The sequence below is a fragment of the Actinomadura meyerae genome (assembly GCF_900188445.1).
GTDB classification, from domain to species: Bacteria; Actinomycetota; Actinomycetes; order Streptosporangiales; family Streptosporangiaceae; genus Spirillospora; species Spirillospora meyerae.
Genome location: NZ_FZOR01000001.1, coordinates 169,482 through 195,723 on the forward strand (window position 1 = coordinate 169,482; position 26,242 = coordinate 195,723).

The 26,242-nt window shown below is 74.5% G+C and carries 27 protein-coding genes and 1 tRNA gene; 17 read left to right on the forward strand and 11 right to left on the reverse strand.

Features of this window, described 5'->3' with window-relative positions; genetic code table 11:
- The first annotated feature begins 125 nt into the window (after nucleotides 1-125).
- The 8 genes from CHF16_RS00765 (at nucleotide 126) to mnhG (ending at nucleotide 9,569) form a co-directional block, all read left to right on the forward strand.
- The gene (locus tag CHF16_RS00765) at nucleotides 126-1,415 is read left to right on the forward strand and encodes an NsdA family TPR-like regulatory protein (RefSeq protein ID WP_179271337.1); all 1,290 of its coding nucleotides are present in this window, start codon (nucleotides 126-128) and stop codon (nucleotides 1,413-1,415) included.
- A gap of 173 nt (nucleotides 1,416-1,588) precedes the next feature.
- Nucleotides 1,589-3,607, forward strand: coding sequence for a WD40 repeat domain-containing serine/threonine protein kinase (locus tag CHF16_RS00770; RefSeq protein WP_089323903.1), 2,019 nt, complete (start codon nucleotides 1,589-1,591; stop codon nucleotides 3,605-3,607).
- A 57-nt stretch (nucleotides 3,608-3,664) separates the two neighbouring features.
- The gene (gene mbhE / locus CHF16_RS00775) at nucleotides 3,665-6,478 is read left to right on the forward strand and encodes a hydrogen gas-evolving membrane-bound hydrogenase subunit E (protein ID WP_218826491.1); all 2,814 of its coding nucleotides are present in this window, start codon (nucleotides 3,665-3,667) and stop codon (nucleotides 6,476-6,478) included.
- Nucleotides 6,475-6,903, forward strand: coding sequence for a Na(+)/H(+) antiporter subunit C (locus CHF16_RS00780; protein WP_089323905.1), 429 nt, complete (start codon nucleotides 6,475-6,477; stop codon nucleotides 6,901-6,903). The genes mbhE and CHF16_RS00780 overlap by 4 nt, the downstream gene beginning before the upstream one ends.
- The gene (locus tag CHF16_RS00785; protein WP_089323906.1) at nucleotides 6,900-8,423 is read left to right on the forward strand and encodes a proton-conducting transporter transmembrane domain-containing protein; all 1,524 of its coding nucleotides are present in this window, start codon (nucleotides 6,900-6,902) and stop codon (nucleotides 8,421-8,423) included. Before CHF16_RS00780 ends, CHF16_RS00785 begins: the two co-directional genes overlap by 4 nt.
- A complete protein-coding gene (locus tag CHF16_RS00790; protein ID WP_089323907.1) occupies nucleotides 8,420-8,971 on the forward strand; it encodes a Na+/H+ antiporter subunit E in 552 nt (183 codons plus the stop codon). Before CHF16_RS00785 ends, CHF16_RS00790 begins: the two co-directional genes overlap by 4 nt.
- Nucleotides 8,968-9,252 (forward strand): MrpF/PhaF family protein, encoded by a 285-nt coding sequence (locus CHF16_RS00795; RefSeq protein WP_089323908.1) that lies wholly within the window; start codon nucleotides 8,968-8,970, stop codon nucleotides 9,250-9,252. Before CHF16_RS00790 ends, CHF16_RS00795 begins: the two co-directional genes overlap by 4 nt.
- On the forward strand, nucleotides 9,249-9,569 hold the full coding sequence (gene mnhG, locus CHF16_RS00800) for a monovalent cation/H(+) antiporter subunit G (RefSeq protein ID WP_089323909.1): 321 nt from the start codon (nucleotides 9,249-9,251) through the stop codon (nucleotides 9,567-9,569). The genes CHF16_RS00795 and mnhG overlap by 4 nt, the downstream gene beginning before the upstream one ends.
- A gap of 73 nt (nucleotides 9,570-9,642) precedes the next feature.
- Here mnhG and CHF16_RS00805 read toward each other — a convergent pair whose 3' ends face one another.
- The gene (locus CHF16_RS00805) at nucleotides 9,643-9,825 is read right to left on the reverse strand and encodes a hypothetical protein (RefSeq protein ID WP_089323910.1); all 183 of its coding nucleotides are present in this window, start codon (nucleotides 9,823-9,825) and stop codon (nucleotides 9,643-9,645) included.
- A 66-nt stretch (nucleotides 9,826-9,891) separates the two neighbouring features.
- Here CHF16_RS00805 and CHF16_RS00810 point away from each other — a divergent pair, with 66 nt between their 5' ends.
- Complete coding sequence (locus CHF16_RS00810) at nucleotides 9,892-11,046, forward strand: sensor histidine kinase (RefSeq protein WP_143227839.1); 1,155 nt, start codon at nucleotides 9,892-9,894, stop codon at nucleotides 11,044-11,046.
- Nucleotides 11,034-11,648, forward strand: coding sequence for a response regulator (locus tag CHF16_RS00815; protein WP_089323912.1), 615 nt, complete (start codon nucleotides 11,034-11,036; stop codon nucleotides 11,646-11,648). Before CHF16_RS00810 ends, CHF16_RS00815 begins: the two co-directional genes overlap by 13 nt.
- A 23-nt stretch (nucleotides 11,649-11,671) precedes the next feature.
- Here the strand turns inward: CHF16_RS00815 and CHF16_RS00820 are convergent, their stop codons facing one another.
- Nucleotides 11,672-12,502 carry a siderophore-interacting protein gene (locus tag CHF16_RS00820; protein ID WP_089323913.1) on the reverse strand — a complete coding sequence of 277 codons (831 nt, stop codon included), beginning with the start codon at nucleotides 12,500-12,502 and terminating at the stop codon, nucleotides 11,672-11,674.
- Between the two features lie 11 nt (nucleotides 12,503-12,513).
- Entirely contained in the window at nucleotides 12,514-13,542 is a 1,029-nt protein-coding gene (locus CHF16_RS00825) for an ABC transporter substrate-binding protein (RefSeq protein WP_089323914.1), read from the reverse strand.
- 97 nt (nucleotides 13,543-13,639) lie between these two features.
- On the opposite strand from CHF16_RS00825, the gene CHF16_RS00830 reads away from it, so the two are divergent.
- From CHF16_RS00830 to CHF16_RS00850, 5 genes are all read left to right on the forward strand, one after another.
- A complete protein-coding gene (locus CHF16_RS00830) occupies nucleotides 13,640-14,683 on the forward strand; it encodes a FecCD family ABC transporter permease (protein ID WP_089323915.1) in 1,044 nt (347 codons plus the stop codon).
- 53 nt (nucleotides 14,684-14,736) lie between these two features.
- Entirely contained in the window at nucleotides 14,737-15,789 is a 1,053-nt protein-coding gene (locus CHF16_RS00835) for a FecCD family ABC transporter permease (protein ID WP_245868109.1), read from the forward strand.
- Nucleotides 15,790-16,599 carry an ABC transporter ATP-binding protein gene (locus CHF16_RS00840; protein ID WP_089323917.1) on the forward strand — a complete coding sequence of 270 codons (810 nt, stop codon included), beginning with the start codon at nucleotides 15,790-15,792 and terminating at the stop codon, nucleotides 16,597-16,599.
- 114 nt (nucleotides 16,600-16,713) lie between these two features.
- The gene (locus CHF16_RS00845; RefSeq protein WP_089323918.1) at nucleotides 16,714-18,180 is read left to right on the forward strand and encodes an MFS transporter; all 1,467 of its coding nucleotides are present in this window, start codon (nucleotides 16,714-16,716) and stop codon (nucleotides 18,178-18,180) included.
- A complete protein-coding gene (locus CHF16_RS00850; RefSeq protein ID WP_089323919.1) occupies nucleotides 18,177-18,677 on the forward strand; it encodes a MarR family winged helix-turn-helix transcriptional regulator in 501 nt (166 codons plus the stop codon). The genes CHF16_RS00845 and CHF16_RS00850 overlap by 4 nt, the downstream gene beginning before the upstream one ends.
- Before the next feature lie 16 nt (nucleotides 18,678-18,693).
- Here CHF16_RS00850 and CHF16_RS00855 read toward each other — a convergent pair whose 3' ends face one another.
- Genes CHF16_RS00855 through CHF16_RS00875 form a run of 5 tightly spaced genes read right to left on the reverse strand, consistent with a single transcriptional unit; the run spans nucleotide 18,694 to nucleotide 23,551 of the window.
- Nucleotides 18,694-19,962 carry an ABC transporter substrate-binding protein gene (locus CHF16_RS00855; RefSeq protein WP_089323920.1) on the reverse strand — a complete coding sequence of 423 codons (1,269 nt, stop codon included), beginning with the start codon at nucleotides 19,960-19,962 and terminating at the stop codon, nucleotides 18,694-18,696.
- Nucleotides 19,959-21,059, reverse strand: a complete 1,101-nt coding sequence (locus CHF16_RS00860) for a branched-chain amino acid ABC transporter permease (protein ID WP_342750058.1) — start codon at nucleotides 21,057-21,059, stop codon at nucleotides 19,959-19,961. Before CHF16_RS00860 ends, CHF16_RS00855 begins: the two co-directional genes overlap by 4 nt.
- Nucleotides 21,052-21,942, reverse strand: coding sequence for a branched-chain amino acid ABC transporter permease (locus tag CHF16_RS00865; protein ID WP_089323921.1), 891 nt, complete (start codon nucleotides 21,940-21,942; stop codon nucleotides 21,052-21,054). The genes CHF16_RS00860 and CHF16_RS00865 overlap by 8 nt, the downstream gene beginning before the upstream one ends.
- A complete protein-coding gene (locus CHF16_RS00870) occupies nucleotides 21,939-22,748 on the reverse strand; it encodes an ABC transporter ATP-binding protein (protein ID WP_089324265.1) in 810 nt (269 codons plus the stop codon). The genes CHF16_RS00865 and CHF16_RS00870 overlap by 4 nt, the downstream gene beginning before the upstream one ends.
- A complete protein-coding gene (locus CHF16_RS00875) occupies nucleotides 22,745-23,551 on the reverse strand; it encodes an ABC transporter ATP-binding protein (protein WP_089323922.1) in 807 nt (268 codons plus the stop codon). The genes CHF16_RS00870 and CHF16_RS00875 overlap by 4 nt, the downstream gene beginning before the upstream one ends.
- 161 nt (nucleotides 23,552-23,712) lie before the next feature.
- Here CHF16_RS00875 and CHF16_RS00880 point away from each other — a divergent pair, with 161 nt between their 5' ends.
- The gene (locus CHF16_RS00880) at nucleotides 23,713-24,411 is read left to right on the forward strand and encodes a neutral zinc metallopeptidase (protein WP_143227840.1); all 699 of its coding nucleotides are present in this window, start codon (nucleotides 23,713-23,715) and stop codon (nucleotides 24,409-24,411) included.
- A 33-nt stretch (nucleotides 24,412-24,444) separates the two neighbouring features.
- Here CHF16_RS00880 and CHF16_RS00885 read toward each other — a convergent pair whose 3' ends face one another.
- Both CHF16_RS00885 and CHF16_RS00890 read right to left on the reverse strand, forming a co-directional pair.
- The gene (locus tag CHF16_RS00885; protein WP_089323924.1) at nucleotides 24,445-24,738 is read right to left on the reverse strand and encodes an MTH1187 family thiamine-binding protein; all 294 of its coding nucleotides are present in this window, start codon (nucleotides 24,736-24,738) and stop codon (nucleotides 24,445-24,447) included.
- A gap of 13 nt (nucleotides 24,739-24,751) precedes the next feature.
- Nucleotides 24,752-25,144 carry a DUF7715 family protein gene (locus CHF16_RS00890; RefSeq protein WP_089323925.1) on the reverse strand — a complete coding sequence of 131 codons (393 nt, stop codon included), beginning with the start codon at nucleotides 25,142-25,144 and terminating at the stop codon, nucleotides 24,752-24,754.
- 60 nt (nucleotides 25,145-25,204) lie between these two features.
- Here CHF16_RS00890 and CHF16_RS00895 point away from each other — a divergent pair, with 60 nt between their 5' ends.
- Nucleotides 25,205-25,978 (forward strand): enoyl-CoA hydratase-related protein, encoded by a 774-nt coding sequence (locus CHF16_RS00895; protein WP_089323926.1) that lies wholly within the window; start codon nucleotides 25,205-25,207, stop codon nucleotides 25,976-25,978.
- 146 nt (nucleotides 25,979-26,124) lie between these two features.
- Here CHF16_RS00895 and CHF16_RS00900 read toward each other — a convergent pair.
- A tRNA-Ile gene (locus tag CHF16_RS00900) sits at nucleotides 26,125-26,198 on the reverse strand.
- Nucleotides 26,199-26,242: the final 44 nt, after the last annotated feature.

A 26,242-nucleotide genomic window follows, 5' to 3' on the forward strand; every position in this document is an offset into this window, starting at 1 on the left:
TCTCGCCGTCCGCTCGTTCAACGTGGTGGCTCCCGCCTTTGACCTCGTCCTGGACGGTTGGGTGGGGCGGGGATGGCGATGGCTTGCGCAGACTGGAGGCAGCACCCGACCGGGAGGAGTGTCTCGTGGTGGAGGGGCGGCCGGAGTGGGCGAAGCGGATCGCCGCGGAGCGGGAGGCTCGCGGGTGGGATACCTCCCGGTTCGTTGAGGAGCTGCGCGCCCGTGCCGGTGGGCGGCTGCCGGGTGCGGCGGCGATGGTGCGTCGCGTCCGGGAGTGGGAGAGCGGAGAGGTCCTTCCAGAGGACGGTCATCGGCGCTTGATAGCTCGGACCTTCGGCACGGTCACCGCCGCGATCTGGCCGGAGGCCGGGCGCCGGGACGGCCATGCCGAACTGGTCGCCGCTTCCGGCATGGACGAGGAAGAGATCGTCGCCCGTCTGCGCACCTCCTCCTCGCTCGACCCGGACGTGCTGGAGGGGCTCCGCGTCACCGTCGACCGGCTGTGCAGCGAGTACGCGCACGTGCCCGCGGATCAGCTGCTCATCGAGGGGCGGGCCTGGCTCCGCCGCGTCACGGCCCTGCTGGACGGGCCGCTGCCGCCGGCGCGCCACCGGGAGGTCCTGTCCCTGGCGGGGTGGCTCGCGGCGCTGGTCGGGTGCGTCGAGTACGACACCGCCGACCGGGCGGCGGCCGAGGCGACCCGGCTGGCGGCGCTCGGGCTCGGTGAGCAGGCGGGCGACACCGAGGTCATGGCGTGGGCCTACGAGATGCGCGCCTGGTTCGCGCTCACCCGGGGGGACTTCCGGGGCGTCGTCGCCGCCGCGGACGCCGGTTGCGCCGTGGCGCCCGGGTCGCGGGCGGCCGTGCAGCTCCACGCCCAGAAGGCCAAGGCGTGGGCTCGGATGGGTGACCGACGGCAGGTCGAACTCGCCCTGGATCAGGGCCGCAGGCTGCTGGAACGGATGCCGTACCCGGACAACCCGCACAACCACTTCGCGGTGGATCCGTCCAAGTGGGACTTCTACTCCATGGACTGCTACCGGTGGCTCGGTGACGGCAGGCCCGCGAACGCACCCGAGAACAAGCTCGCGGTGGTCTATGCCGAGGACGTCCTCCGCCTGGGAACCGACGCGGGCGGAGCCGAGCGCTCGCCGATGCGGAACGCGGAGGCGCGTCTCACCCTCGGGTTGGTCGCCGCCCGGGACGGCGACCCGAGCAGGGCGGTCCACTTCGGGGAACGGGCGCTCCAGGGCGAACGCCGGTCACTGCCCAGCCTGCTGATGGTGTCCCGGGAACTCGGCGCCGCCGTCCGGGATCGGTACGGGACGGAGCCCGGCGCGGCCGAGTACCTGGACCGTCTCCGGCGGCTCCGCGAAGACGTCGGCCAGCCCCTCGGCGGCGGCTTCGGCCGGTAGGGAAGCCCGTTATCGAACCCTTATCGGCGGTCCGGTCGCCCTTGGGTTGCCCGTGCGGTCACGAGGAGTCGGATGACCGGTTGCGGCCAGGTGCGGCGGGCGAGGGTGGTGGGTTTGCGGGGGCGTGATCTCCGGTGGTGTGATTCATCCGGCCTGTCGGAGGAAGGGTGGCGATGGATACCGGAGCGGTGCTCGGAGGGCGGTACCGGCTCACCACGCGGCTCGGCCGGGGCGGCATGGGGGAGGTCTGGGCCGCCGACGACACCCAGCTCCGGCGGCGGGTCGCCGTGAAGATCCTGGTGGCGGACGTCGGGTCCTCGCCCGTGCTGATCGACCGGCTGCGGCGCGAGGCCGAGAACGCCGGGCGGCTGCAGCATCCGGGGATCACCGTCGTCCACGACCTCGGGGAGCACGACGGCCACCCGTTCTTCGTGATGGAGCTGCTCGACGGGACCGACTACGCGACCATCCTCGCGCGCAACCCGGGCGGGCTGCCGGTCGGGCGGGTGCTGGAGGCGGGCGCCGCCGTCGCCGACGCGCTGGCGTACGCGCACCGGCGCGGGGTGGTGCACCGCGACATCAAGCCCGCCAACCTGATGGAGCCGGCCGAGGGCGGCGTGAAGATCTGCGACTTCGGGATCTCCCGCTCCGCCGACGCGGTCGGCGACCTCACCGGCACCGGCGGGATGCTGGGGACGCCCGCCTACATGGCGCCCGAGCAGTACGAGGCGCGGCCCGTCGACGCCCGGACGGACCTGTACGCCTTCGGCTGCACCCTTTACGCGATGCTGACCGGCGACGCCCCGTTCGACGGGACGACGATGCCCGTCCTGATGCGGCAGCACCTGACCCTCCCGCCGCCGCCGCCGTCGCAGCGCAGGCCCGGGATCCCGCCGGAGCTGGACGCGCTGGTGCTCGCTCTCCTCGCCAAGGACCCCGCCGACCGGCCGGCGTCCGCGGAGGACGTGGCGCGGCGGCTCCGGGCGATGGCCGCCGGGGAGCCGCAGTTCCCGCCGCCCGTCCCCTCGCCGCATGCGCAGCCCGTTCCCGCTCCGTCCGCTCCCGGTCCGTACACGCCGCAGCCGTGGCCCGTGGGCGGCCCTCCCGCGCCCGCCATGGCGATGGGGCACCCGCCCCCGCAGCCGCCCGGGCCGCTGCCTCCGCCGATGGGCGGAGTGCCGCCGGGCGGGATGCCGCCTCCGGCGCCGCCGGTGCGGCGCGGGCCGGGCCGGCGGGGGTTCCTGATCGGGCTCCTCGTGGTCGGCGGCGCCACCGCCGCGGGCGGCGCGGTCGTGGTGAAGCAGTACCTCGATGACACCGCGCCCGGCAACGCCCTGAGCGGCCACACCGAGGACGTGCTGGCGGTGGCGTTCAGTCCGGACGGCAAGACGCTGGCGTCGGGCGCCGAGGACCACACGGTCCGGCTGTGGGACGTGGCCGGGGAACGGCCCGTCGCGGTCTTCGACGACTACCCCGACAAGGTCGACGCGGTGGCGTTCAGCCCCGACGGGAGGATGCTCGCGGCCGGCGGGGCCGGCGGCAAGGTGCAGCTCTGGGACATGAGCAGCAGGCGCGCCGTCGCCGCCTTCGACAACGGGGGCGTCCAGGTCGGGGACCTCGCGTTCAGCCCGGACGGCAAGGCCCTCGCCGTCGCGGGCGACGGCAGCGCCACCGTGAGGCTGTGGAGCATGCCCGGCCGGCGCCTGCTCGGCGAGTACGGGAACGCCGCGTACCACGGCGACTCGGTGGCGTTCAGCCCCGACGGCAAGATCCTCATCGCGACGGGCGACTCCGCCTCGACGATGATGTGGAACGTCCAGACCCGGCGGCGCATCATCGACTTCGCCTCCACCGCCATGGCGGTCGCGTTCAGCCGGGACGGCAAGACCGTGGCCATCGGCGGGCGCGACGGCAAGGTGGTCCTGCGGAGCGTGGCCACCAAGCGCGTGACCGGCACCTTCCAGGGACCCGGCAACTGGATCCACTCGCTCGCCTACAGCCCGGACGGGAAGTACCTCGCGGCCGGCGACGCCGACGGCACGACGTGGGTGTGGGATCTGGCCACCAACAAGGCCACCGCCCACAAGGCCCGCGTCGCGGCGGTGATGTCCGTCGCGTTCAGCCCCGACAGCCGGACGGTGGCCAGCGCGCACCGCTTCGACCACAAGGTGCGCCTCTGGGAGGTCCCCTGACCCGGCGGCTCCTCCGTTTCGGGGACGCTGGCCGGGTAGATCGCCTGCAGACGTGCCTTGGGGGAGGGGGCTGCGGGCGGCATGCTGGCGCTGGTCGGGATCTATGCCGTCGCGGCCGTCGCCGTCCCCTGGGCACTGGGGCGCCACCGGCGGGCGATGGCGTGCGCCGCCGCGGTGGTGCCCGCCGCCACGGCCGCCTGGGCGGCGACCCGCGCCGGGCGCGGGGAGCTGGCGACCCGCGTCACCTGGTCGGCTGACCTCGGGCTGGAGTTCGACTTCCGGGTCGACGCCCTGGCCATCGTGATGCTGCTGCTCGTCGGCGGGGTCGGGGCCGTCGTCCTGTGCTACTCCGGGTGGTACTTCGAGCGGTCCGAGCGGCTGATGACCGGGACGCTGGTCGCGTTCGCGGGGGCCATGACGGGCCTGGTGCTCGCCGACAACCTCCTCGTCCTGTACGTGTTCTGGGAGCTCACCACCGTCAGCTCGTTCATCCTGATCGGGCACCCGCGGCCGGACCGGACCGCAGACCGGCGGGCGGCCACCCAGGCGCTGCTGACGACCACCGCGTTCGGGCTGGTCATGCTCGTCGGCTTCGTGGTCCTGGGGCAGGCCGCGGGCACCTACCGGATCTCGGCCCTCGTGGCGGACCCGCCCGGCGGGACTCCGGCGGCGGTCGGCGCGGTGCTCGTGCTGCTCGGCGCGTTCGCCAAGTCCGCGCAGGTGCCGCTGCACGGCTGGCTGCCCGCGGCGATGGTGGCGCCGACGCCGGTGAGCGCCTACCTGCACGCGGCGGCGATGGTGAAGGCGGGCGTGTACCTGGTGGCGCGGCTCGCGCCCGGACTCGCCGAGGTCGGCCCGTGGCGGCCGCTGGTGCTGGCGGTGGGGCTGCTGAGCCTGCTCGCCGGCGGCATCGTCGCCCTCCGGCAGGACGACCTCAAGCGCCTCCTCGCCTACGGGACGATCAGCCAGCTCGGCTTCCTCATGGTGCTGCTCGGCGACGGGTCGCGGACGGCGGCCCTCGCCGGCGCGGCGCTGCTGCTCGCCCACGGGCTGTTCAAGGCCCCGCTGTTCCTGGCGGTCGGCGCCGTCGAGCACCGCACCGGGACGCGCCGCGCCGACCGGCTGTCGGGGGCCGGGCGGCGGCTGCCGGTGCTGACCGCCGCGGCGACGGCCGCGGTCGCGTCCATGATCGGGATCCCGCCGTTCCTCGGCTTCGTGGCGAAGGAGGCCGCGTTCGAGGCGTTCGCCCACGGCGGGCTGGACCTCGCCGTCCTCGCCGGGGTGGTGGCGGGGTCGGCGCTGACCGTGGCGTACGGGGCGCGGTTCCTGCACGGCGCCTTCTCCGGCGGGACGCGGGAGGAGCCGTCCGATCCCTGGGGCCTGGTCGTGCCGGTCGTGCTGCTGTCCGCGGCGGGATTCGCCGCCGGGCTCGTCCCGGGGACGATGCAGGCCCTCATCGGCCCGTACGCCGGCACGCTGCGGGGGCCCGGCTACGAGCTGGCGCTGTGGCACGGGCTGGGCGTGCCGATCGCGATGTCGGCGGTCGCGCTCGCGGCGGGCGCCGGCCTCTACGCGGCGTTCGGACGGACGTTCCCGGGCCGGTCCACGCGGCGGTGGCACCCCGACGCGCAGCGCGCCTACGACGGCGTCGTCGAGGCGACCATGAGCGGCGCGCACGCGGTCACGCGGCGGCTGCAGACCGGGTCGCTGCCGGTGTACCTCGGCGTGATCGCGGTGACGGTGCTGGCCGTGCCCGGCTCGGCGCTGGTGGCGGGACTCGTCCGCGGCACCGGCCCGGATCCGCCGCCGGGCTGGCCGCGGGCCTGGGTCGATCCGGCGCAGCTCGTGCTGTCGATGGTCGTGATCGCGTGCGCGGTCTCGGCGCGGTGGGCGCGCGGCCGGCTGTCGGCGGTGGTGCCGCTGTCCGGCGTGGGCTACGGGATCGCCGGCCTGTTCGTCCTGCACGGCGCTCCCGACCTCGCGCTCACCCTCGTGGTCGTGGAGACGCTGACGCTGCTGATGCTCGTGCTGGTGCTGCGGCGGCTCCCGGAGCGGTTCCCGCCCTACCTCCGCAAGCGGTCCGCGCGCGCCGCGACGGGAGCGATCAGCGTGTGCATGGGGGGCTTCGTCGGGCTGTTCCTGGTGGTGGCGTCGGTGAGCCGCGGCGCGCCGCCGGTCGGGCCCGGCTACACGCGGTTCGCGGAGGAGGAGCACGCGAAGAACGTGGTGAACCTGATCCTGGTCGACCTGCGGGCGCTCGACACCCTGGGCGAGATCGCGGTGCTGGCCGCGACCGCGATGGGCGTGGTGAGCCTGGTGCTGACCGGTCCGGGGGCGCGGCCGCCGGGCCCGGCCGCGGAGGAGCCCAGCCGCTGGCTCGCCACGCCCGGCCGTCCCCCGCTCGGCGGGTCCCCGGCGATCCTGGAGGCGGCGGCGCGGGTGCTGGGCCCGACGATCCTGGTGTTCTCGGTGTACCTGTTCTTCGCCGGTCACGGCCGTCCCGGCGGCGGGTTCGTCGGCGGCCTGGTGGCGGGCATGGCGTTCGTGCTGCGGTACCTGCCGGGCGGGCGGCGCGAGCTCGCCGCCGCGCTGCCCGTCCGCCCCGCCCTGCTGGTCGGCGCCGGGCTGGGGACCGCGGTCGCGGCGGGCGCGGGCGGCTGGGCGTCCGGCGGGCAGTTCCTGCGGTCGGTCGACCTCGGCGGGACGGTGCCGGTGCTCGGGCACGTCGAGCTGCAGACCAGCCTGCTCTTCGACGCGGGCGTCTACCTGCTGGTGCTCGGGCTGGTGCTGACCATCCTCAGCACGCTCGGCGCGAGCCTGGAGGACCCGGACGAGGAGCGGGACCCCCGACCGGAGGAGGAACCGCCATGACCGGCCCCGGACTGCTGCTCGTCGTGGTCGTCGCCGTGCTGTTCGCGACCGGGTTCGACCTGCTGATGCAGCGGTCCCTCATCAAGGTCGTGGTCGGGTTCAGCCTGCTCGGCCACGGCGCCAACCTCCTGCTGCTGCTCGCGGGCGGGCCCGCCGGGACGCCGCCGCTGCTCGGCGCGAAGGGCCCGGGGCGTCCCGCCGACCCCCTGCCGCAGGCGATGGCGCTGACCGCGATCGTCATCACCTTCGGCGTCACCGCCTTCCTGCTGGCGATGGCCTACCGGAGCCGGCAGCTGCGCGGCGGCGACGAGGTCCCCGACGACGTCGAGGACCGCCGGGTCTGCACGGAGCGGCGCCGGCGCGGCGAGGCCCCGGGCGGCACGCCGCTGGAGAAGGAGAACCCGGGACCGGAGGACGCCCCGTGAACCTCCTCGTCCCGCTGCCGTTCGCGCTGCCGCTCCTCGGCGCGGCGCTCGCGGTGCTGGCGCGGCGCCGCGGCACCCGGCTGCGGATCCTCGCCCCGCTCATCGCCGCCGGGGGCGTGGCCGCCTGCGCCGGGCTGGTCGCGGCCGTGGCGCGGGACGGGGTGCTCGCCGTCCAGATGGGCGGGTGGGCCGCGCCGTTCGGCATCACGCTCGTCGCCGACCGGCTGTCGGCGCTGCTGCTGACGGTGTCGGCCACCGTGCTGCTGGGGATCATGCTGCACGCCGTGGGGGAGGGCGCCGGCGGCCTCGGCGGCGACGATCCCGGCGTGTTCTACCCCGCCTACCTGACGCTGACGGCCGGGGTCAGCCTCGTCTTCCTCGCCGGGGACCTGTTCAACCTCTTCGTCGGGTTCGAGGTCATGCTCGCGTCGAGCTACGTCCTCATGACGCTGACCCCGACCGGGGAGCGGGTGCGGGCCGGGATGACCTACACCGTCGTCAGCCTCACGTCCTCGATCCTCTTCCTCACCGCGCTCGGCCTCACCTACGCGGCGACCGGCACGGTGAACCTCGCCGACCTGGCGGAGCGGACGCCCGACCTGCCCGGCGCCACCCGCACCGCGCTCGGGCTGCTGTTCCTGGTGGTGTTCGGCATCAAGGGCGCGATCGTGCCGATGCACCTGTGGCTGCCCGACAGCTACCCCGTGGCGCTCACCAAGGTCACCGCGGTGTTCGCGGCGCTGCTGACGAAGGCCGCCGTGTACGCGCTCATCCGCGTGGAGACGCTGGTGTTCCCCCGCGAGGCCCCGTCCTGGCCGATGCTCGTCCTCGCCGCCGGAACGATCATCGTCGGCACCCTCGGCGCGCTGACGCACGACGACATCCACCGGGTGTTCTCGTTCGTCCTGGTCGGACACATCGGCTACATGCTGTTCGGGCTCGCCCTGTTCGACGTCGCGGGGCTCACCGGCGCGATCCTCTACCTTGTCCACCACATCGTCGTGCAGGCGACGCTCTTCCTGGTGAGCGACCTCATCCAGGGCCACACGGGAGAGACGTCGCTGCACCGGCTCGGCGGGCTGGCGGGCCTGTCCGCGTTCATCGCGGTGCTGTTCTTCATCCCGGCGATGAGCGTCAGCGGCGTCCCGCCGACCTCCGGGTTCGTCGCGAAGCTCGCGCTGTTCCAGGCGGGCGCCGGCTCCGGCAGCGTTCTCGGGTACGCCGTCACGGGCGTCGCCCTGCTGGGCAGCGTCCTCACCCTCCTGGCGATGGTCCGGATCTGGACGCTCGGGTTCTGGCGGCCCCGCCCGCCCGAGGCCGGGGAACCGCCGCCGCCCGACGCGTCCTACACGCGGGGCGGCGCGCGGCTGATGAAGTCCGTGACCGCCGTCATGGTCGTCGCCGGGCTCCTCGTCGCGGTGTTCGCGGGCCCGCTCGCCGCCTGGAGCCGGCACGCCGCTCGCGACCTCGTCGACACCGCCGGCTACCGGCACGCCGTCCTGGACGGGGGCTCGCCGTGAACACGCGCGCCCGCCACCTCGTCTCCCGGCTGGGCATGGCCGGGTGGCTGTTCGCGTTCTGGCTGCTGCTGTGGGGGCGGGTCGACGCGCTCATCGCGGTCGGCGGCGTCGTCGTCGTGCTCGCCGCCTACTTCGTGAGCCGTCTGCCGACCGTCCCCACGCTCAAGCGGGTCCGGCCGCTGTGGCTCGCCTTGGCGATCGTGGAGTTCGCCTGGGACCTGCTCGTCTCGAGCCTGGTCATCGCCCGCCACGCCCTCTACCGGCCGCGCGCCGTGCGGGGCGCCATCGTCGAGGTGAACGCCAGGACGCGCTCGGAGCTCATCCTGCTCGCCGTGACGACGAGCATCTCGCTGCGGCCCGGCACGCTGCTGGTCGACCTCGACTGGGAGCGGCGCCTGCTGCGCATCCACGCGGTGCCGGCCCGCTCCCGCAAGGAGGCGGACGCCGCGCGGGACGGCGTGCTCCGCACCGAGTACCGGCTCATGCGCGCCCTCCGGACCGCGGAGGACGCCGCCCGAGAAGACGTCTCCACCAGGGAGGACCGATGAGCATCGTCTACAACGCCGCCCTGGCGCTGCTGGGCGCCGCGTTCGTGCTGACGGCCGCGCGGCTGGTCCGCGGCCCGTCCACGTTCGACCGGATCATGGCGCTGGACGTCCTGGCGGTCCTGCTGGTGAGCGGCATCGCGGTGCACACCGCGGTGCACGACGAGCCGGCGAACGCCACGATCCTCGTGGTGATCGCGCTGATGGGGTTCGTGGGGTCGGTCAGCGCCGCCCGGCTGGCGGCGGCGCGGGCGGAGCACCGGGAGCGGGAGGCGCGGCCGTGACCGCCGCCTCCGCCGTGCTGCTGCTCGCCGGCGCCGCGTTCTGCGCGGCGGGCGCGCTCGGCATGCTCCGGTTCCCCGACCTGCTCACCCGGCTGCACGCCGCGACGAAGCCGCAGACGATCGGGCTGCTGCTCGTCCTCGCCGGGGCCGCGCTGCGGGCCGAGTCGGTCGCGGCCGCCGTGCCGCTGCTGCTCGTCGCCGTCTTCCAGCTGATGACCGCGCCGATCACCGCGCAGACGATCGCGGGCGGCGCCTACCGCGCCGGCGTCATCGACCCGGCGACCCTCACCCTGGACGAGACCGGCCGCGCGACCTGAACTCGTGCGGCCGGGCCCCCGTTGGGCATCCCCGCGCCGGGTCGGCCCCGCGCGGGATCGTCTCCGCGCCGGGTCAGCTCTGCGGGCCGCGGCGGGCGAGCATGCCGGAGCAGCCCCAGCCGAGGCCGATGAGGACGGCGCCGACGGCGGCGACCACGCCGAGCGCCTCGACGTCCAGCGCGGACAGCAGCGCGATCAGGAGGCCGTAGAGGACGGTGAAGGCGAAGAGGGCCCGCCGGACGGTGTTCTTGTTCATGGTCACGATCCTCCCGTGACCTGCGGAGCTGTAGTATCCACCGGTCGGTGGACAAAAGGGGTGCGGGTGGACAAGGCCGGGGAGCCCGTGGCGCGGGCGGAGAACGTCTGGCGCCGCTCTTATCCGCTCTGGGACGCCTACTTCGCGATGGTGCTGGTCGGGACGGTCGCCGCGACCGCCGCCGACGAGCTGCCGCCCGGCCGGCGGTCCGCGGCGATCGCGCTGCTCGTCCTGCTGAGCGTGGCGTACGCGGCGATCGGGCGCGGGGCGCTGCGGTCGCAGGAGGTGCCCCGGCCCGGCTGCAAGGTCTACGCCGTCGCGCTGGGCTGCATGTTCGTGCCCGCGACGCTGCTGGCGCCGGTGACGGCGACGGGCCTCGCGGCGCTGATCCCGCAGGTCTACATGATCTACGGCGCGGGGCGCGGGTTCGCGCTGATGCTGGTGCTGTTCTCCGGGCCGGCCGGGCTCGCGCTGGCCGAGTCCGGGGCGGGCACGGCGATGACGGCGGTCATCCTGGCGGCGGCCGTCACGTGCAGCCTGCTGCTCGCGGTGTTCATCGGGCGGCTCGGCCACCAGAACCGGGAGCGGCTGCGGCTCATCGAGGAGCTCGACCGCACGCGCGGCGAGCTCGCGGAGGTGTCCCGCGAGGCGGGGATGCTCGCCGAGCGCGAGCGGCTCTCCCGCGACATCCACGACACGATCGCGCAGGGCTTCACCTCGATCACCATGCTGCTCCAGGCGGCGCAGGCCGAACTCGGGCCGAACCGGCACGTGGAGCTGGCGCTGCGGACGGCGCGCGAGAACCTCGCCGAGACGCGCGGCCTGGTCGCCGCGCTGGCGCCGCCCGCGCTGGACGGCGGCTCGCTGGTCGAGGCGCTGCGCCGGCTGGCCCGCGACTTCGACCTGCCCGTCGACCTGGCCGTGACGGGCGAGCCCCGGCCCCTGGACGCCGTGGAGGTCGTCCTGCTGCGGGTGACGCAGGAGGCGCTCGCCAACGTCCGCAAGCACGCCGGCGCCGAATCGGTGCGGGTGGAGCTGGACTACGGCGACCCGGTGCGGCTGGCCGTCGCCGACGACGGGCGCGGGTTCGCGCCGGAAGAGGTCGAGCGCGGGTTCGGGCTGCGCGGCATGCGAACCCGCGTCGAGCGCGCCGGCGGGACGTTCGCCGTGACGGCCGAGGGCGGGACCCGGATCGAGGTGGCGGTGCCGTGCTCCGCGTGATGATCGTCGATGACCACCCGATCGTCCGGGAGGGGCTGCGCGGGATGCTCGCCGCCGAGCCGGACATCGAGGTCGCGGGGGAGGCGGCGTCCGGGGACGAGGCCGTCGCGCTGGTGCCCCGCGTCCGCCCGGACGTCGTCCTGATGGACCTGCGGATGCCGTCCGGCGACGGGGTGAGCGCGATCCGGCGGCTGCCGGGGCACCGGATCCTGGTGCTGACGACGTTCCGGGACGACGCCGACATCGTCCGGGCGATCGAGGCGGGCGCGGCGGGCTACCTGCTGAAGGACGCCTCGCGCGCCGACCTCGCCGCCGCCGTCCGGGACGTCGCGGCGGGCCGGCGCGTGCTGTCGCCCGAGGTGTCGGCGCGGCTGGCGGCCGTGGGCGAGGCGCCCGCGCCCCCCGCCCTCTCGGCACGCGAGGCGGAGGTGCTCGCCCTCGTCGCCGAGGGCCTCACCAACGCCGAGATCGGCGAGCGCCTCTACATCGGCCAGGCCACGGTGAAGACCCACCTGCTGCGCATCTTCACCAAGCTCGGCGTCTCCGACCGCACCGCCGCCGTGATGGCGGCGATGCAGCGCGGCGTCCTGCCCGCGCCCTGACCGGCGCCCCCCCGGGCCGTCCGCTACTCCTCGGTGGCGGGGCTGCGGCCGGCCTCGACCTCGGCGAGGAGGTCCTCCTCGGAGGCGCCGCGGCGCCAGTAGCCGGTGAACGTGACGGAGCGGCGGTCCATGCCGCGCTCGTTCACCAGGTGCCGGCGCAGCGCCTTCACCACGGAGGACTCGCCCGCGATCCACGCGTACGCGCCGTCCGGGATCTTCGCGCCGCGGACGGCGTCCAGCAGGCCGCCGGGGGAGACCCAGGTGACCTCCGCGTCGGCGGCGGTGGGCATGTCCTGCCGGTCCTCGGGGTGCGGGACGTCCACCCAGACCTGCGCGGGCGTTCCGGCGGGCAGCCAGGCGAGGCTGCCCGCGACGGCGGGCAGCGCGGTCAGGTCGCCCGCGATGACGACCGGCGCGCCGGGCGGCGGCCGGAAGTCGCAGCCGCCGTTGTCGGGGCCCGTCGGGCCGAGGATCGTGAGCCGGTCGCCCGGCGCGGCCTTCGCGGCCCACCGGCCCGCAGGGCCCGACGCCCCGTCCATGTGCAGCGCGAAGTCGACGTCCAGCTCGCCCGGCCGGAAGTCGCGGACGGTGTAGGAGCGCATGATGCCGCGCTCGGCCGGGTCCATCGCCCGCCAGTCGGCGAACCAGGTGGCCCCGTCCCGCTTCTCCGGCAGGACCGGGGCGTCCTGGTGCGGGTGCGGCAGGAACACCTTGAACCGCTGGTCGCGGCCCCCGGTCGCGAAGCCTGCGAGCGACTCGCCGCCGAAGGTGATCCGCGCCATGGACGGCCCGAGCCGCCGCGTCCGGAGCACGTGCACGTCGAAGAAGGCGAATGGGTCGGTGGGGGTCGTCATCGCGGTGCCTTTCAGCCGGTCTTCTTCGCCGACCGCAGGGCCGCGGCGACGGCTTCGAGCAGCGGGGCGCAGCCCTCGTAGGAGAACCGGGGCTCGGGCTGCCACGGGATGACCTGGCCGGCCTTCACCGCGGGCAGGTCCTGCCAGGACGGCTTGGAGCCGAGGTCCTTGGGCTGCAGCGCCTGCGTCCGGGAGTCGAGCAGGATGAGGTCGGCCTTGTACTTGTCGGCGTTCTCCCAGCTCAGGTTCTCGAAGTAGTCGTCCTCGCCGAGCTTGTCCGGGAGGATCAGGTCGACGCCGAGCTCCTTGTAGTAGATGAGGTCGGTGTTCTTGTTCGGGCTGGAGGCGTAGAACAGGTCGGGGCTCGCGGACGCGGCGAGCACCTTCAGGCCGGGCTTGGCCTTGGCCGCCGCGCGGACCTCCTCGGCGGCCTTCTCGAACCGGGCCTTGGCGGCGGTGACCTTCGCGGACTTCAGGTCGGCGCCGAGCGCGGCGGCGAGCGCGGCGGTCCGCTCGATCGGCTTCGGCAGCGGGACGGACCCGGCCGAGATGGCGGCGCTCGGCGCCAGCGCGAAGATCTTGTCCTTGCTCTCGGCGGGGACGTAGAAGAGGTCGCCCGGGATGAACATGTTGTCGACGAGCAGTTCGGGGCGGAGCGCGGCGTACTTCTCGATGTTGAACTCGCCGTAGGCGTTGCCGATGATCTCCAGCCGGTCCACGGGCAGGTTGCCGGCCTGCGGGTCGGGCTTGCCGTCCTTGAGCTTGGTCGGCCCGAACACGCCGACGAGTTGCTCGTCGATGCCGAAGTCGTAGAGGGCGGCGGCGGTCGCGACGTAGCCGACGACGCGCTTCGGGCGGCTCTTGAGGTCCACCTTGGTGCCGCGGTCGTCGGTGAAGGTCCAGGCGCCGCCGCCGGGGGACGCCGTGCCGCCCGACCCGTCGTCACCGCCGCACGCGCTGATCAGGGCCCCGAGGGCGACGGCGCCGCCGGCTCCGAGGAAGCCGCGGCGGGAGAGGTGGCGAGCACCGGTATTCGACATTTCGGACGACTCCAAGAATCAACTACAGTGACCGGATAGTGGGCCCGGCGAGGCTTAGGTTAACCTAACCTAAGATCTTGTCCAGAGGGGGCCGCAGGTGCTGTCGACCACACCGCCGCCGACGCTCACCGAGCGGCCGGCCGATCCGCCGGGCCGCCCGTGGCAGGCGGCCGGGCTCGTCGCCGCGGTGCTGCTCCTGCTCACGACCGCCGTGCTGAGCCTCGCGGTCGGCGCCAAGCCGCTGTCGCCGGCGGCGGCCTGGGACGGCCTGACCGACCCCGGCTCGGCCGCGTACACGGTCGTCCACGACATGCGCCTCCCGCGCACCCTGCTCGGCCTGCTCGCCGGGACGGCGCTCGGGCTGGCCGGCGCGGTGATGCAGGCGCTCACCCGCAACCCGCTCGCCGACCCCGGCATCCTCGGCATCAACGCGGGCGCCTCCGCCGCCGTCGTGACCGCTATCTCCTTCCTCGGCATCACCTCGTTCACCGGCTTCGTGTGGTTCGCGTTCGCGGGCGCCGGCGCGGTCGCCCTGCTGCTCTACGCGGTCGGCGGCGGGCGCGGCGCCACGCCCGCCCGGCTCGCGCTCGCCGGGTCCGCGCTGAACGCCGCGCTGTTCTCCTACGTGAACGCCGTCCAGCTGCTGGACACCGCGTCGCTCGACCGGATGCGCTTCTGGACGGTCGGCTCCCTCGCCGCCGCGCAGCAGTACACGGTCGTCCGCGTCGCCCCGTTCGTCGCCGCCGGGCTGGTGCTCGCGCTGCTGCTCGCCCGCCCGCTCAACGCGATGGCGATGGGCGAGGACGCGGCCCGCGCGCTCGGCGCGAACCCCGGCCGCGCCCGCATCGGCGCGATCGCCGCCGTCACGCTGCTGTGCGGCGCGGCGACCGCCGCGTGCGGGCCGATCATCTTCGTCGGGCTGATGGTGCCGCACCTCGTCCGCGCGCTGACCGGCCCCGACCTGCGGCGGCTGCTGCCGTTCTGCGCGGTGCTGTCGCCCGCGCTGATGCTCGCGGCGGACGTGCTCGGCCGCGTCGTCGTCCGGCCGTCCGAGCTGCAGGTCGGCATCGTGATGGTCGTGGCGGGCGGGCCGGTGTTCCTGTACTTCGTGCGGCGCCCGTTCGGGAAGGCACTCTCATGAGCGCAGCGAACTCGGGGGGTGCGGGGGGTCGTCCCCCCACAGGAAACACGCTCGTGAGGGGCGTGCCGCGGGCCGCCGTCGTCCGGACGCCGGGCGGCGGGCCGTCGTTCCGGTTCCACCCGCGCGCCTTCGCCGTCGCGGCGCTCTGCCTCGCCGTGGCGCTCGGCGCCGGGGTGCTGCTGATCGGCAGCGGCGACTTCCCGATGAGCCCGCCCGACGTCGTGGCCACCCTGCTCGGCCGCGGGACGCCCGCCGACTCGCTGATCGTCAACCAGATCCGGCTGCCGCGGGTGGCGGCGGCGCTCGCCGTCGGCGCCGCGCTCGGCCTGGGCGGCGCGATCTTCCAGTCGCTGACCCGCAACCCGCTCGGCAGCCCCGACATCCTCGGCTTCTCCCAGGGCGCGGCGAGCGGCGTCCTCGCGGTGATCGTGCTGACCGGCGGCGGCACCCTCGCGGTCGCGGCGGGCGCGGCCGGCGGCGGGCTGCTCACCGGCGTGGTCGTGTGGACGGTGGCGGGCCGGCACGGCGCGCACGGCCAGCGGCTCATCCTCGTCGGCATCGGCGTCGCGGCGATCCTCACCGGCGTGAACGGCTACCTGCTCACCGAGGCGGACATCACCGAGGCCGCCCGCGCCGTGCTGTGGCTGACCGGCAGCCTCGACGGCCGCGACTGGGCGGACGCCGCGCCCGTGCTCGCCGGGCTCGCCGTCCTCGGGCCGCTCGTCATGGTCGCGTGCGGGCGGGCGCTGCGCATGCTGGAGATGGGCGACGACGCCGCGCACGGCCTCGGCGTCCCCATCGAGCGGGTCCGGCTGATCATGCTCGCGGCGGCCGTGCTGCTCGTCTCCCTCGCCGCGGCGGCGGCCGGGCCGGTCGCGTTCGTCGCGCTGACCGCGCCGCAGCTCGCCCGGCGCCTCACCCGCACGACCGGCCCCAACCTGCTGCCCGCGACGTGCATGGGGGCGGCGCTGCTGGTCGCCGCCGACTGGGTCGCGCAGCGCGCCTTCCCGGGGCACCAGCTCCCGGTCGGCGTGGTGACCGGGCTGCTCGGCGGCGGGTACCTGGTCTGGCTCCTGGTGACCGAACGCAAGACGGGACGGATCTGAATGAAGGACGCGAACGCGCGGCTCACCGGCACGGGACTCACCCTCGCCTACGACAAGCGCACCATCACCGAGAACCTCGACGTGGCCGTACCGGACGGGTCGTTCACCGTCATCGTCGGCCCGAACGCGTGCGGCAAGTCGACGCTGCTGCGGGCGCTCGCCCGGATCCTGAAGCCGGCCGCCGGGACGGTCGTGCTCGACGGCCGGCCCATCGCCGGCTGGCCGGCCAAGAAGCTCGCCCGGACGCTCGGGCTGCTGCCGCAGTCGTCCATCGCGCCGGAGGGCATCACGGTCGCCGACCTGGTGTCGCGCGGCCGGTACCCGCACCAGAGCCTGCTGCGGCAGTGGTCCCGGGAGGACGAGCGGGTCGTCGCCGAGTCGATGGCGGCGACCGGCGTCCAGGACCTCGCCGCGCGCCCCGTCGACGAGCTGTCGGGCGGGCAGCGGCAGCGCGTCTGGATCGCGATGGCGCTCGCCCAGCAGACCCCGCTGCTGCTGCTGGACGAGCCGACGACCTACCTCGACATCGCCCACCAGATCGAGGTCCTCGACCTGTGCGCGCGGCTGCACGAGGAGGGGCGCACGGTCGTCGCGGTGCTGCACGACCTGAACCACGCCGCCCGCTACGCCACTCACATGATCGCCATGCGGGACGGCCGGATCGTCGCCGAGGGCCCGCCCGCCGAGGTCGTCACGTCCGAGCTGGTCGAGCGGGTGTTCCGGCTGCCGTGCCGGGTGATCGACTGCCCGGAGACCGGGACCCCGCTCGTCGTCCCGGCCGCGCGCACCCGGGTGCCCGCCCTGCACTGACGCCCGCACCGAGCGCACCGGACCGAGCGCACCGGACCGGACCCAGGCCCGACCACCGCCGGAAAATCGTTGTAGCCTTATAACGGTTATAAGCCTACAACGATCGGAGCCCCCGTGCCCGAGCCGAGCCACCGCCGCAGGTTCCTCGTGCTGGCCGTCTGCTGCATGAGCCTGCTCATCGTCAGCCTCGACAACACGATCCTCAACGTCGCGCTGCCCACCCTCCAGCACGACTTCGGCAGCTCGCTGTCCGGCCTGCAGTGGACGATCGACGCCTACCTGATCGTCCTGGCCTCGCTGCTGATCCTGTCCGGGTCGACCGCCGACAGGATCGGGCGGCGCCGCGTCTTCCAGACCGGGCTCGCGCTGTTCGTCGCGGGGTCGGTGCTGTGCAGCCTCGCGCCGTCCCTCGGCTGGCTCGTCGGCGCCCGCGTCGTGCAGGCGGTCGGCGGGTCGATGCTCAACCCCGTCGCCATGTCGATCATCACGAACGTGTTCACCGAGCCGCGCGAGCGGGCCCGCGCCATCGGCGTCTGGGGCGGCGTCGTCGGGCTCAGCATGGCGATGGGCCCGCTCGTCGGCGGGCTGCTCGTCGACTCCGTCGGCTGGCGGTCGATCTTCTGGCTGAACGTGCCGATCGGGCTCGCCGCGCTCGCGCTCACCGCGCTGATCGTCCCCGAGTCGCGCGCGCCCAGGCCGCGCCGCGCCGACCCGCTCGGCCAGGGCTACCTGATCGTGCTGCTCGGGACGCTCACCTTCGCCATCATCGAGGCGCCGGGCCGCGGCACGTCCGACCCGGCCGTCTGGGGCGCCGCGCTGCTGGCCGCCGCGGCCCTCGCCGGGTTCGCCGTGCACGCGCTGCGCGCCCCCGAGCCGCTGATCGACCTGCGCTTCTTCCGCAGCGTCCCGTTCTCCGGCGCGACGCTCGTCGCCGTCAGCGGGTTCGCGGCGCTCGGCGGGTTTCTGTTCGTCAACACGCTGTACCTGCAGAACGTCCGGGGCCTGTCGGCGCTGCACGCCGGGCTGTACCTGCTGCCGATGGCCGCCATGACCGCCGTCTGCGGCCCGCTGTCGGGACGCCTCGTCGGGAGCCGCGGCCCCCGGCCGCCGTTGCAGCTCGCCGGCGCGGCGATGCTGGTGAGCGCGCTGATGTTCGCCGCGTTCGACGCCGAGACCCGCGACCTCACCCTGTTCACCGCCTATGTCGTCTTCGGCGTCGGGTTCGGGATGCTGAACTCGCCGATCACCAACACGGCGGTGTCCGGGATGCCGCGCGCCCAGGCCGGCGTCGCCGCGGCGGTCGCCTCCACCAGCCGGCAGATCGGGCAGGCGCTCGGCGTCGCGGTGATCGGCGCGGTGCTCGCCGCCGGGACGTCCGGCGCGCCGGGCGCGGCCGCCTTCACCGCCGCGGCCCGCCCGGCATACTGGATCCTGACCGGATGCGCCGCCGCCGTCCTCGTGCTCGGCACGGCCACCACCGGCCGCCGGGCCGCCCGCAGCGTCGCGCGCGTCGCCGGGCTGTTCGACGCCGGCGACCCGGCCCCAGACGGATCACCAGTGACGGGAGCGAGCCCCCGATGAGCACCCACCCCGCCGCCGACCCCGCCGCCGAGCGCGCCGCCCCCGCCGCGACGGCCGAGACGGCCGAGAGGGCCGAGACGGCCGAGACGGCGGCGCGGGTGTGGCGCAACCTCGGGATCCTGCTGAACGAGCGCGGCGACCGGCGCCGCGAGGTCACCGAGGCGCTCGGGATGAGCTTCTTCCGGGTGAAGGCGCTGCGCCGCATCGCGGCCGCGCCCGCCCCGCTGCCGCTGCGCGACCTCGCCGAGCTGCTGCTCACCGACCGCCCCTACGTCACCCTCGTGGTGGACGACCTGGTCGGCCGCGGGCTGGTGGAGCGCCGCGCCAACCCCGCCGACCGCCGCTCCAAGCTCGTCACCGCGACCGAGGCCGGGCGCGCCGCGGCGGCGGAGGCCGAGCGGATCCTCGGCACCCCGCCGCCCGAGCTGTGCGGCCTCCCGGCCGAGGACCTCGCGGCCCTCGACCGGATCGCGGCCCGCCTGGTCGCCGGGGGATGACCCGGCCGCCGGCGGGCTAGGCGCCGGCCGGGACCTTGTAGGTCTCGGCCGCCTCCGACTCCGCCGCGTCCCGCTCGACGACCATGCCGCCGAGGGCCTTGGCGTCCGTCCGCAGGATGTAGGTCTTGCGGGTGCCGGGCTCGTCCACCTTGCTGAAGTCCATCGGGGTGCCGTAGCCGCCGTCGTGCGCGGTCGTCGACCGGTGCGCCGCGATCAGGCCGTCCCGGGTGAGGTCCTTGGCCTGGCACGCCTTCTTCAGCGCGTCCGCGAAGATCACGGCGCCGGTGTAGCCGTTGACCACCGCGCTGTCGCGGGGCTGCCCCGGGTACTTCTTGCCGTAGTCGTCCGCCAGCTTCTTGATGGCGGGCAGGTCGGAGGAGATCGGCGCGCCGGCGCTGGCCATGTAGAAGCCCTTCAGCAGCGCGGGCGCGGCGGGGGTCTGCAGCAGCTGCGGGGAGAACCCGGAGTTGCTCGCCACGATCGGCGCCATGATGCCCTTGGCCCGCGCGACGCCCGCGAGCGAGGCGGACTGCTTCGGCCCGGCGCTCATCAGGATCGCCGCGACGCCGGCCTCCTTCAGCGCGGAGACCTGCGCGGTCATGTCGTTGTCGGTCGCCTTGATCTTCTGCTCGACGATCGTGAGGCCGAGCTCGCCGGCCGCGTACTTGGACCCGGCGAGCGCGCTCTCGCCGTAGTCGCCCTCGAAGTACACGTGCCCGATCTTGTCGCCCTTCTTGATCCCCTTCTCCTTGGTGAGGAAGTCCAGGGCGTTGATCATGTCGACGTCGTAGGTGGTGCCGGTGACCTGGATGTACTTGTTGCCGAGCAGCGTCGTCGCCCACGCGTTCGGGATCACGAACATCTTGTCGGAGGTGATCCGCTGCTTGAGCGCCGTCACCATCGGCGACCCGACGAACTGGGCGAGGCCGATGACGCTCGACTGCATCTCGCTGTACCCGGCGACGGCCTTCTGCACGTCGTAGCCGTGGTCGCGCACCACCAGCTCGATCTTGCGGCCGCAGATCCCGCCCTGCGCGTTGACCTGCTCGAAGTACATCTGCTGCGCCTGCGTGAGGCTCTTGCCGAGCGGCGCGTACACGCCGGTCAGGTCGGTCGCCGCGCCGACGCGGATGGTGTCGTCGGTGACGCCGGGGCCGGTCTTGACGCCGTCGGCGCCGGTGCCGCCGGAGCCGCCGGTGGCCTTGCCGCTGCAGCCGGACGCCAGGCTCAGCGGCAGCGCGACCGCCAGTGCGGCGACGGCCGTGAGACGAGCCGTTCGGTTCATGTGAGTTGCTCCTCTTTTTCGAGTCGGGTGAGGGGTGGGGCGGTCCGGCGCCGGGACGCGGCGGTGCGCAGCCGCGACCACGCCCCGGCCAGGCCGCCGGGCAGGAAGAGCACGACGGCGACGACGGCGGCGCCGTACAGGATCCGGGCGGCCTCGGCGGGGGAGACCCCGGCGGAGCCCGGCGCGGCGACGAGCGGCAGGTCGTCGCCGAAGCGGGTGAGGAGCTGCGGCAGGACGGACACGAACACCGCCCCGGCGACGGCCCCGGCGGCGGTGCCGAGCCCGCCGATGACGATCATGGCGAGGTAGTCCAGCGACAGGAACATGCCGAAGTAGTCCGGGACGGTCCGCCGGAACGCCAGCGCGAGCAGCGCCCCGGCCGCACCCGCGTACATCGACGACAGCACGAACACCCCGGCCCGGTAGCGCGCCACGGGCACGCCCATCACCGCCGCCGCCGTCTCGTGGTCGCGGATGGTGTTCATCGCCCGCCCCGGCCGGCCGCGCAGGATGCCGCGCGCGATCCACACCGCGGGGACGAGCAGCAGGACGGCGAGGAACCACAGCCGCTCCAGCGCGCCCAGCGGCACGTTGAACAGCACCAGCTCGGGGGAGTCGTCGAAGCGGAACCCGGCGACCGACAGCGGCGGGACGTCCCGCCCGTTGAACCCGCCGGTGACGGTCTCGGCGTTGAACAGCACGTGCTGCCCGATGAAGATCAGCGCCAGCGAGGCGATGCCGAGGTAGACGCCGCGCAGCCGCCCGGCGATCGGGCTGAACAGCCCGCCCGCGACCCCGGCGAGGACGATCGCGCCGAGGAACGCCAGCGGCGTCGGCAGCCCGAGCCCGGCGCCGTGCGGCCCCGAGTCGGACGCGAGGTACACGTACCCGTAGGCGCCGACCGCGAGGAAGAACGCGTGCCCCATCGACAGCTGCCCGGTCGCCCCGGTCAGCAGGTTGAGGCCGATGGCGCCGATCGCGGCGGACATCGCGAACAGGCCCGTCTGGAGCCAGAACGCGTCGAGGTAGAACGGCATGGCGAGCAGCACGAGGAGGGCCCCGGCCAGCGCCGCCGGTCGCAGCGGACGCTCAGACACGCGACAGCTCCCTCGTCCCGAACAGCCCCGCCGGCCGGATCAGCAGCACGGCGAGCATCACCAGGAACGGCGCTACCTCGCCGATGCCCCGGCCCATGAACGCGAGGTCGCCCTGGTAGCCGGTCACCAGCGACTCGGTGAGCCCGACGATGAGGCCGCCGGCGAGCGCGCCCGTCGTCGAGTCGAGCCCGCCGAGGATCGCGGCCGGGAACGCCTTCATCGCGGCGAACGAGGTGCTGCGGTCCAGCCCCGGCGTCGGGAACACGGTCAGGAACAGCGCGGCGACCGCCGCGAGCGCGCCCGCGACCGCCCACGCGGACAGCGAGACCCGCGACAGCCGGACGCCCATCAGCGCCGCGGTCTCCCCGTCCTCGGCCGCCGCCCGCATCGCCACGCCCCACGAGGTGTAGCGGAACGCCAGCAGGAACGCCGCGATCAGCACGGACGCGACGGCGAACGCGGCGATGCGGGTCTGCGCGATGCCGACCCCGCCGATGTCCACGATCTTGTTCTGCCAGGGGTCGCCCATCGACAGGACCTGCGTGCCGATCTCCCGCGTCAGCGCGGTCGTGAGCACGATGTCGACGCCGATCGTGACGATCGCGAGCACCGCGTGGTTCTCGACCCGGGCCCGGCGCAGCACCACCAGCTCCACCAGCACGCCGGCGGCGGCCGCGGCGGCGATGCCCGCGCCGAGCGCCGGCAGGAAGCCGATGTCGTCGTGCAGGACCGCGGTCACGTAGCCGCCCGCGAGCAGCAGCGACGCGTGCGCGAAGTTGACCACCTCGGTGGCCTTGAAGATGATCACGAAGCCGAGGGCGATCAGCGCGTACACCGACCCCGCCGAGACCCCGTTGACCACCAGCTCGATGAACGTGCTCAAGGGTTTCCCTCCGATTCCGCGGGGACGTGCGCGGCGCCGAGGTAGGCGCGGACCACGGCCGGGTCCCGCTGCACCAGCTCGGGCGCGCCGCCCGCGATGCGCTTCCCGAAGTCCAGGACGGTGACCTCGTCGGCCAGCCGCATGACCATCCCCATGTCGTGCTCGACCAGCAGGACGGAGACGCCGAGGTCGGCGCGGACCCGCGCGATGACGCCGGCCATCCGCCGCCGCTCGGCGCCGTTCATCCCGGCGACCGGCTCGTCCAGGAGCAGCAGCCGGGGTTCCATTGCCAGCGCGCGCGCCAGTTCGACCCGCTTCTGGACGCCGTAGGACAGCAGCCCGACCGGTGCCGCCAGATGCTCGGAGACCCCCACGAACCGGGCGATGTCGCGGACCCGCGCCCGGTGCCGGGCGTCCTCGCGGCGCGCCCGCGGCAGCCGCAGGCCCGCCGACACGAACCCGGCCCGGGTGAGCCGGTGCCGGCCGAGCATGAGGTTGTCCTCGACGGTCAGGTGCCGCGACAGCGCGATGTTCTGGAACGTCCGGGCCACGCCGAGGCCCGCGATCCGGTGCGGCGGCAGCGCGGTCAGCTCCGCGCCGCCGAACCGGACGCTGCCCCCGCTCGCCCGGTACACCCCGGACAGCACGTTGAAGCACGTCGACTTGCCCGCGCCGTTCGGCCCGATGACCGCGTGGACGCTGCCCGCCGCGACGGTGAACCCGACCCCGTCCAGCGCGGTCAGCCCGGCGAACCGCACCGTGAGGCCCTCCACCACGAGGTCGTCCGGCTCCGCGATGCCGCTCATCCGGCCCACCGCTCCAGCGACGGCGGCGCGGACCCGTCCCCGCCGTCGCCGCCGTCCTCGTCCTCACCGCCGACGCCGAGGTAGCGCCGCCGGACCTCGTCGCTCGCGGCCAGCTCCGCCGACGGCCCGTGCAGCGCGACCGCGCCGACCTCCAGCACGTGCGCGGACGACGAGAGCTCCAGCGCCAGCGCCGCGTTCTGCTCGATCAGCAGGATCGCCGTGCCCTGCAGGTTGATCTCCCGGACGGTCTCGGCGATCCGCTCGGCCATCAGGGGCGCGAGGCCGAGCGTGGGCTCGTCCAGCAGCAGCACCGACGGGCACGCCATCAGCGCCCGCCCGATCGCGAGCATCTGCTGCTCCCCGCCGGACAGCAGCCCGGCCCGCTGCCGGGCCCGCTCGGCGAGCACCGGGAACAGCTCCAGCACCCGCCCGTGCGCCTTGGCGGCGGCGGCGCGGCCGGGCGCCCCGAGGGCGCCGGCCCGCAGGTTGTCCTCCACGCTGAGCCGGCCGAACACCCGCCGCCCCTCCGGGACCTGCACCACCCCGGCCGCCACGACGGTGGCCGGGTGCAGCCCGATGAGGGACCGGTCGCCGAGCCGGACCGCGCCGGTGTCCACCGCCCCGCGGTGGAACGGGAGCGTGCCGGAGATCGCCCGCAGCAGCGTGGTCTTGCCGGCCCCATTCGCGCCGAGCACGGCCGTGACCGAGCCCGCCGGGACGTCCAGCGACACGCCGCGCAGGGCCTGCACGGCCCGCCCGTAGCTCACCGACAGATCGCGGACCACGAGGGTCCCGTTCGCCATTCGCCCCTCCCGAAGTTCGTGTGGCGGGCAGCCCAGCACGGGCCGCCGACCTGCGTCTACGGGCCCGCGGCAAGACGGGGCGGGAGTCCAACCGAAGGTCGTTCGGGTTGTGCGGCGAGCACAATTCGACCCGCCGCGCCCGCCCATGCGTATGTCCCGGCATGAGGGAGTTGAGGCGCGCCGCGGCCGCTGCCGCGGCGGTGCTCGCGCTGACGTCCGCGTGCCGGTTCCAGGTGCGCCCGCCGGGCCCGGCCGCCGTTGCACCGGCCCAATCGCCGCGCCCGGCGGCCACGTTCGACGAGGCGGGCTTCCGGGAGGACGTGCGCACCGCCGAGCAGACGACCGACGAGTTCTGGCGCCGGCACTGGGCGGAGCTGTTCACCGGCTCCTACGGCTCACCGCGCGTCGTGGGGCTCTACGACGGCCGCGACGAGTCGTCCGCCCCCCGCTGCGGCGCCGAGCGGCTGACGCCGGACAACGCCGCGTACTGCCCGGAGGGCGACTACGTGGCGTGGGACGTGCACCTCATGCGCTCGGGCTACGCGCGCGGCGACGCGTGGGTGTACCTGGTGATCGCGCACGAGTGGGGCCATGCGATCCAGGCGAGGCTGCGCCGCGGCCTGGTGTCGCCCGCGGCCGAGCTCCAGGCCGACTGCCTGGCGGGCGCGGTGCTGTACGGCTCGTCGGACGACGGGACGCTGCGGTTCGAGGACGGCGACGAGCAGGAGCTCGTGGACGCGTTCCAGGTCATCGGGGACGAGGCGCCGTGGACGGAGCCCGGCGACCACGGCACGGCCGTGCAGCGCCTGCGCGGCTTCTCCCGCGGCGGCGAGAACGGCGTGAGCGCCTGCTTCACCTGACGCGGGCGCGCGCCGCCCTCGCGCGCGGGGAGATCAGCGGCTGAGGTGGCGCTCCACGGACTCGACCTTGGCGTCGAGGGCGCCGGTGACGCCCGGCCGGATGTCGGCCTTGACGACGAGCCCGACCCGGGGCGCGCGCGCCGCCACGGCGTCCGTCGCGCGCTTCACCACGTCCATGACCTCGTCCCACTCGCCCTCGATGGTGGTGAACATGGCATCGGTCCGGTTGGGGAGGCCGCTCTCGCGCACCACCCGGACGGCCTCCGCGACGAGTTCGCCGACCTCCTCACCCGTACCGAGCGGCGTCACCGAGAACGCGACGAGCATCGTGCACCTCCACCTAGGGCTGGACGACCTGCCTCACCACGATCTCATCCAGCCGCCGCTCGACGATCGCCCCCACCGGCCAGTCGCGCACGAGGCACCGCAGCAGCGCGGCGTCGTGCTCGGCGTGGGAGGGGTCGCAGCCTTGCTGCTCGAGGCTGGACCGGATGGCCATCACGTAGTCGGCCTCGCTGAACCCGGGGATCTCGCGGACCATGGCGGTGGTGGTGGCCCGGTGCGAGTTGAGCCCGGCGAACGAGCGGCCGCAGCCGCAGCCGCCGTCGGGGTCGCCCTGGTCGCGGGCGCACACGAGCCCGATGTGCACGAGTTCCCCTTCGACGCACCAGTCGAAGTCGTTGTCGCGCAATCCCTGGCCGGCGTTGGTGGCGGTGAGCAGCTTCAAGGCCATACCCCCTCGGTCCTCGGACCCGCCCACCGTACGACGCGGGTCTGACATAACGTCGATGGCATGAGCGATGACAAAGACGTCCTGGTTCAGCGCGACGGCCCGGTCACCACGATCACCATGAACCGCCCGCGCCGCCGCAACGCCCTCTCCAAGGCGTTCCTCCTGTCGCTGACGGAGGCGTTCCGCGAGGTGGGCGGCACCGACGCGCGCGGGGTGATCCTGGCCGCGAACGGCCCGGTCTTCTCCGCCGGCCACGATTTCGCCGACATGGCGGGGGCGCCCCTCGCCGACGTCCGCGACCTGCTCCAGGTCTGCACGGACCTGATGCGGACGATCCAGTCCGTCCCGCAGGTGGTCGTGGCCCGGGTGCACGGCCTCGCCACGGCCGCGGGCTGCCAGCTGGTGGCGAGCTGCGACCTGGCGGTGGCCGCCGAGAGCGCGGGTTTCGCGGCCCCCGGGGGCAAGGGCGGCTGGTTCTGCCACACGCCCCTGGTGGCGATCTCGCACAACATCGGCCGCAAGCGGGCGGCCGAGATGGCCCTGACCGGCGAGATCGTCGACGCGCGGACGGCGGCGGACTGGGGCTTGATCAACTATGCCGTCCCGGACGAGGACCTGGAGAAGGCGACGAGGGAGCTCCTGTCCCGGGCGACGCAGGGCAGCCCCCGGAGCAAGGCCCTGGGCAAGCAGGCGATGTACGCCCAACTGGACCGCCCGGAGCAGGACGCGTACGCCTACGCGATCGAGGTGATGGCCGCCTCCAGCCAGACCCCGGAGGCCCAGGAGGGCATGGCGGCCTTCCTGGAGAAACGCCACCCCACCTGGCCCGCCTAACCCCAGGAACCGAAACGCCGACCCCGGCCACAAGGGGGCGTGGGGGCGGAGCCCCCACATCGGGGGTCCGGGGGTCGCCCCCCGGAAAGGCATCGCGAAAGAGGCCAAGGCCCGCGCTCTCCGCGGGCACACGTCCCCCACCTCTGTAGGGCGGGCGGGACTCGAACCCGCGACCGGGAGATTATGAGTCTCCTGCTCTGACCAGCTGAGCTACCGCCCCAGGCCGTTCTCCGGTGTGGGTGGAGGTCGGGCCGGGTCAATCTT

Bases quoted from the DNA above. Each gene is read 5' to 3' on its own strand.
- CHF16_RS00770 (WP_089323903.1), top strand. From the start codon at position 1,589: ATGGATACCGGAGCGGTGCTCGGAGGGCGGTACCGGCTCACCACGCGG.
- CHF16_RS00780 (WP_089323905.1), top strand. From the start codon at position 6,475: ATGACCGGCCCCGGACTGCTGCTCGTCGTGGTCGTCGCCGTGCTGTTC.
- CHF16_RS00795 (WP_089323908.1), top strand. From the start codon at position 8,968: ATGAGCATCGTCTACAACGCCGCCCTGGCGCTGCTGGGCGCCGCGTTC.
- CHF16_RS00805 (WP_089323910.1), bottom strand. From the start codon at position 9,825: ATGAACAAGAACACCGTCCGGCGGGCCCTCTTCGCCTTCACCGTCCTC.
- CHF16_RS00820 (WP_089323913.1), bottom strand. From the start codon at position 12,502: ATGACGACCCCCACCGACCCATTCGCCTTCTTCGACGTGCACGTGCTC.
- CHF16_RS00825 (WP_089323914.1), bottom strand. From the start codon at position 13,542: ATGTCGAATACCGGTGCTCGCCACCTCTCCCGCCGCGGCTTCCTCGGA.
- CHF16_RS00840 (WP_089323917.1), top strand. From the start codon at position 15,790: ATGAAGGACGCGAACGCGCGGCTCACCGGCACGGGACTCACCCTCGCC.
- CHF16_RS00850 (WP_089323919.1), top strand. From the start codon at position 18,177: ATGAGCACCCACCCCGCCGCCGACCCCGCCGCCGAGCGCGCCGCCCCC.
- CHF16_RS00855 (WP_089323920.1), bottom strand. From the start codon at position 19,962: ATGAACCGAACGGCTCGTCTCACGGCCGTCGCCGCACTGGCGGTCGCG.
- CHF16_RS00870 (WP_089324265.1), bottom strand. From the start codon at position 22,748: ATGAGCGGCATCGCGGAGCCGGACGACCTCGTGGTGGAGGGCCTCACG.
- CHF16_RS00875 (WP_089323922.1), bottom strand. From the start codon at position 23,551: ATGGCGAACGGGACCCTCGTGGTCCGCGATCTGTCGGTGAGCTACGGG.
- CHF16_RS00880 (WP_143227840.1), top strand. From the start codon at position 23,713: ATGAGGGAGTTGAGGCGCGCCGCGGCCGCTGCCGCGGCGGTGCTCGCG.
- CHF16_RS00885 (WP_089323924.1), bottom strand. From the start codon at position 24,738: ATGCTCGTCGCGTTCTCGGTGACGCCGCTCGGTACGGGTGAGGAGGTC.
- CHF16_RS00890 (WP_089323925.1), bottom strand. From the start codon at position 25,144: ATGGCCTTGAAGCTGCTCACCGCCACCAACGCCGGCCAGGGATTGCGC.
- CHF16_RS00895 (WP_089323926.1), top strand. From the start codon at position 25,205: ATGAGCGATGACAAAGACGTCCTGGTTCAGCGCGACGGCCCGGTCACC.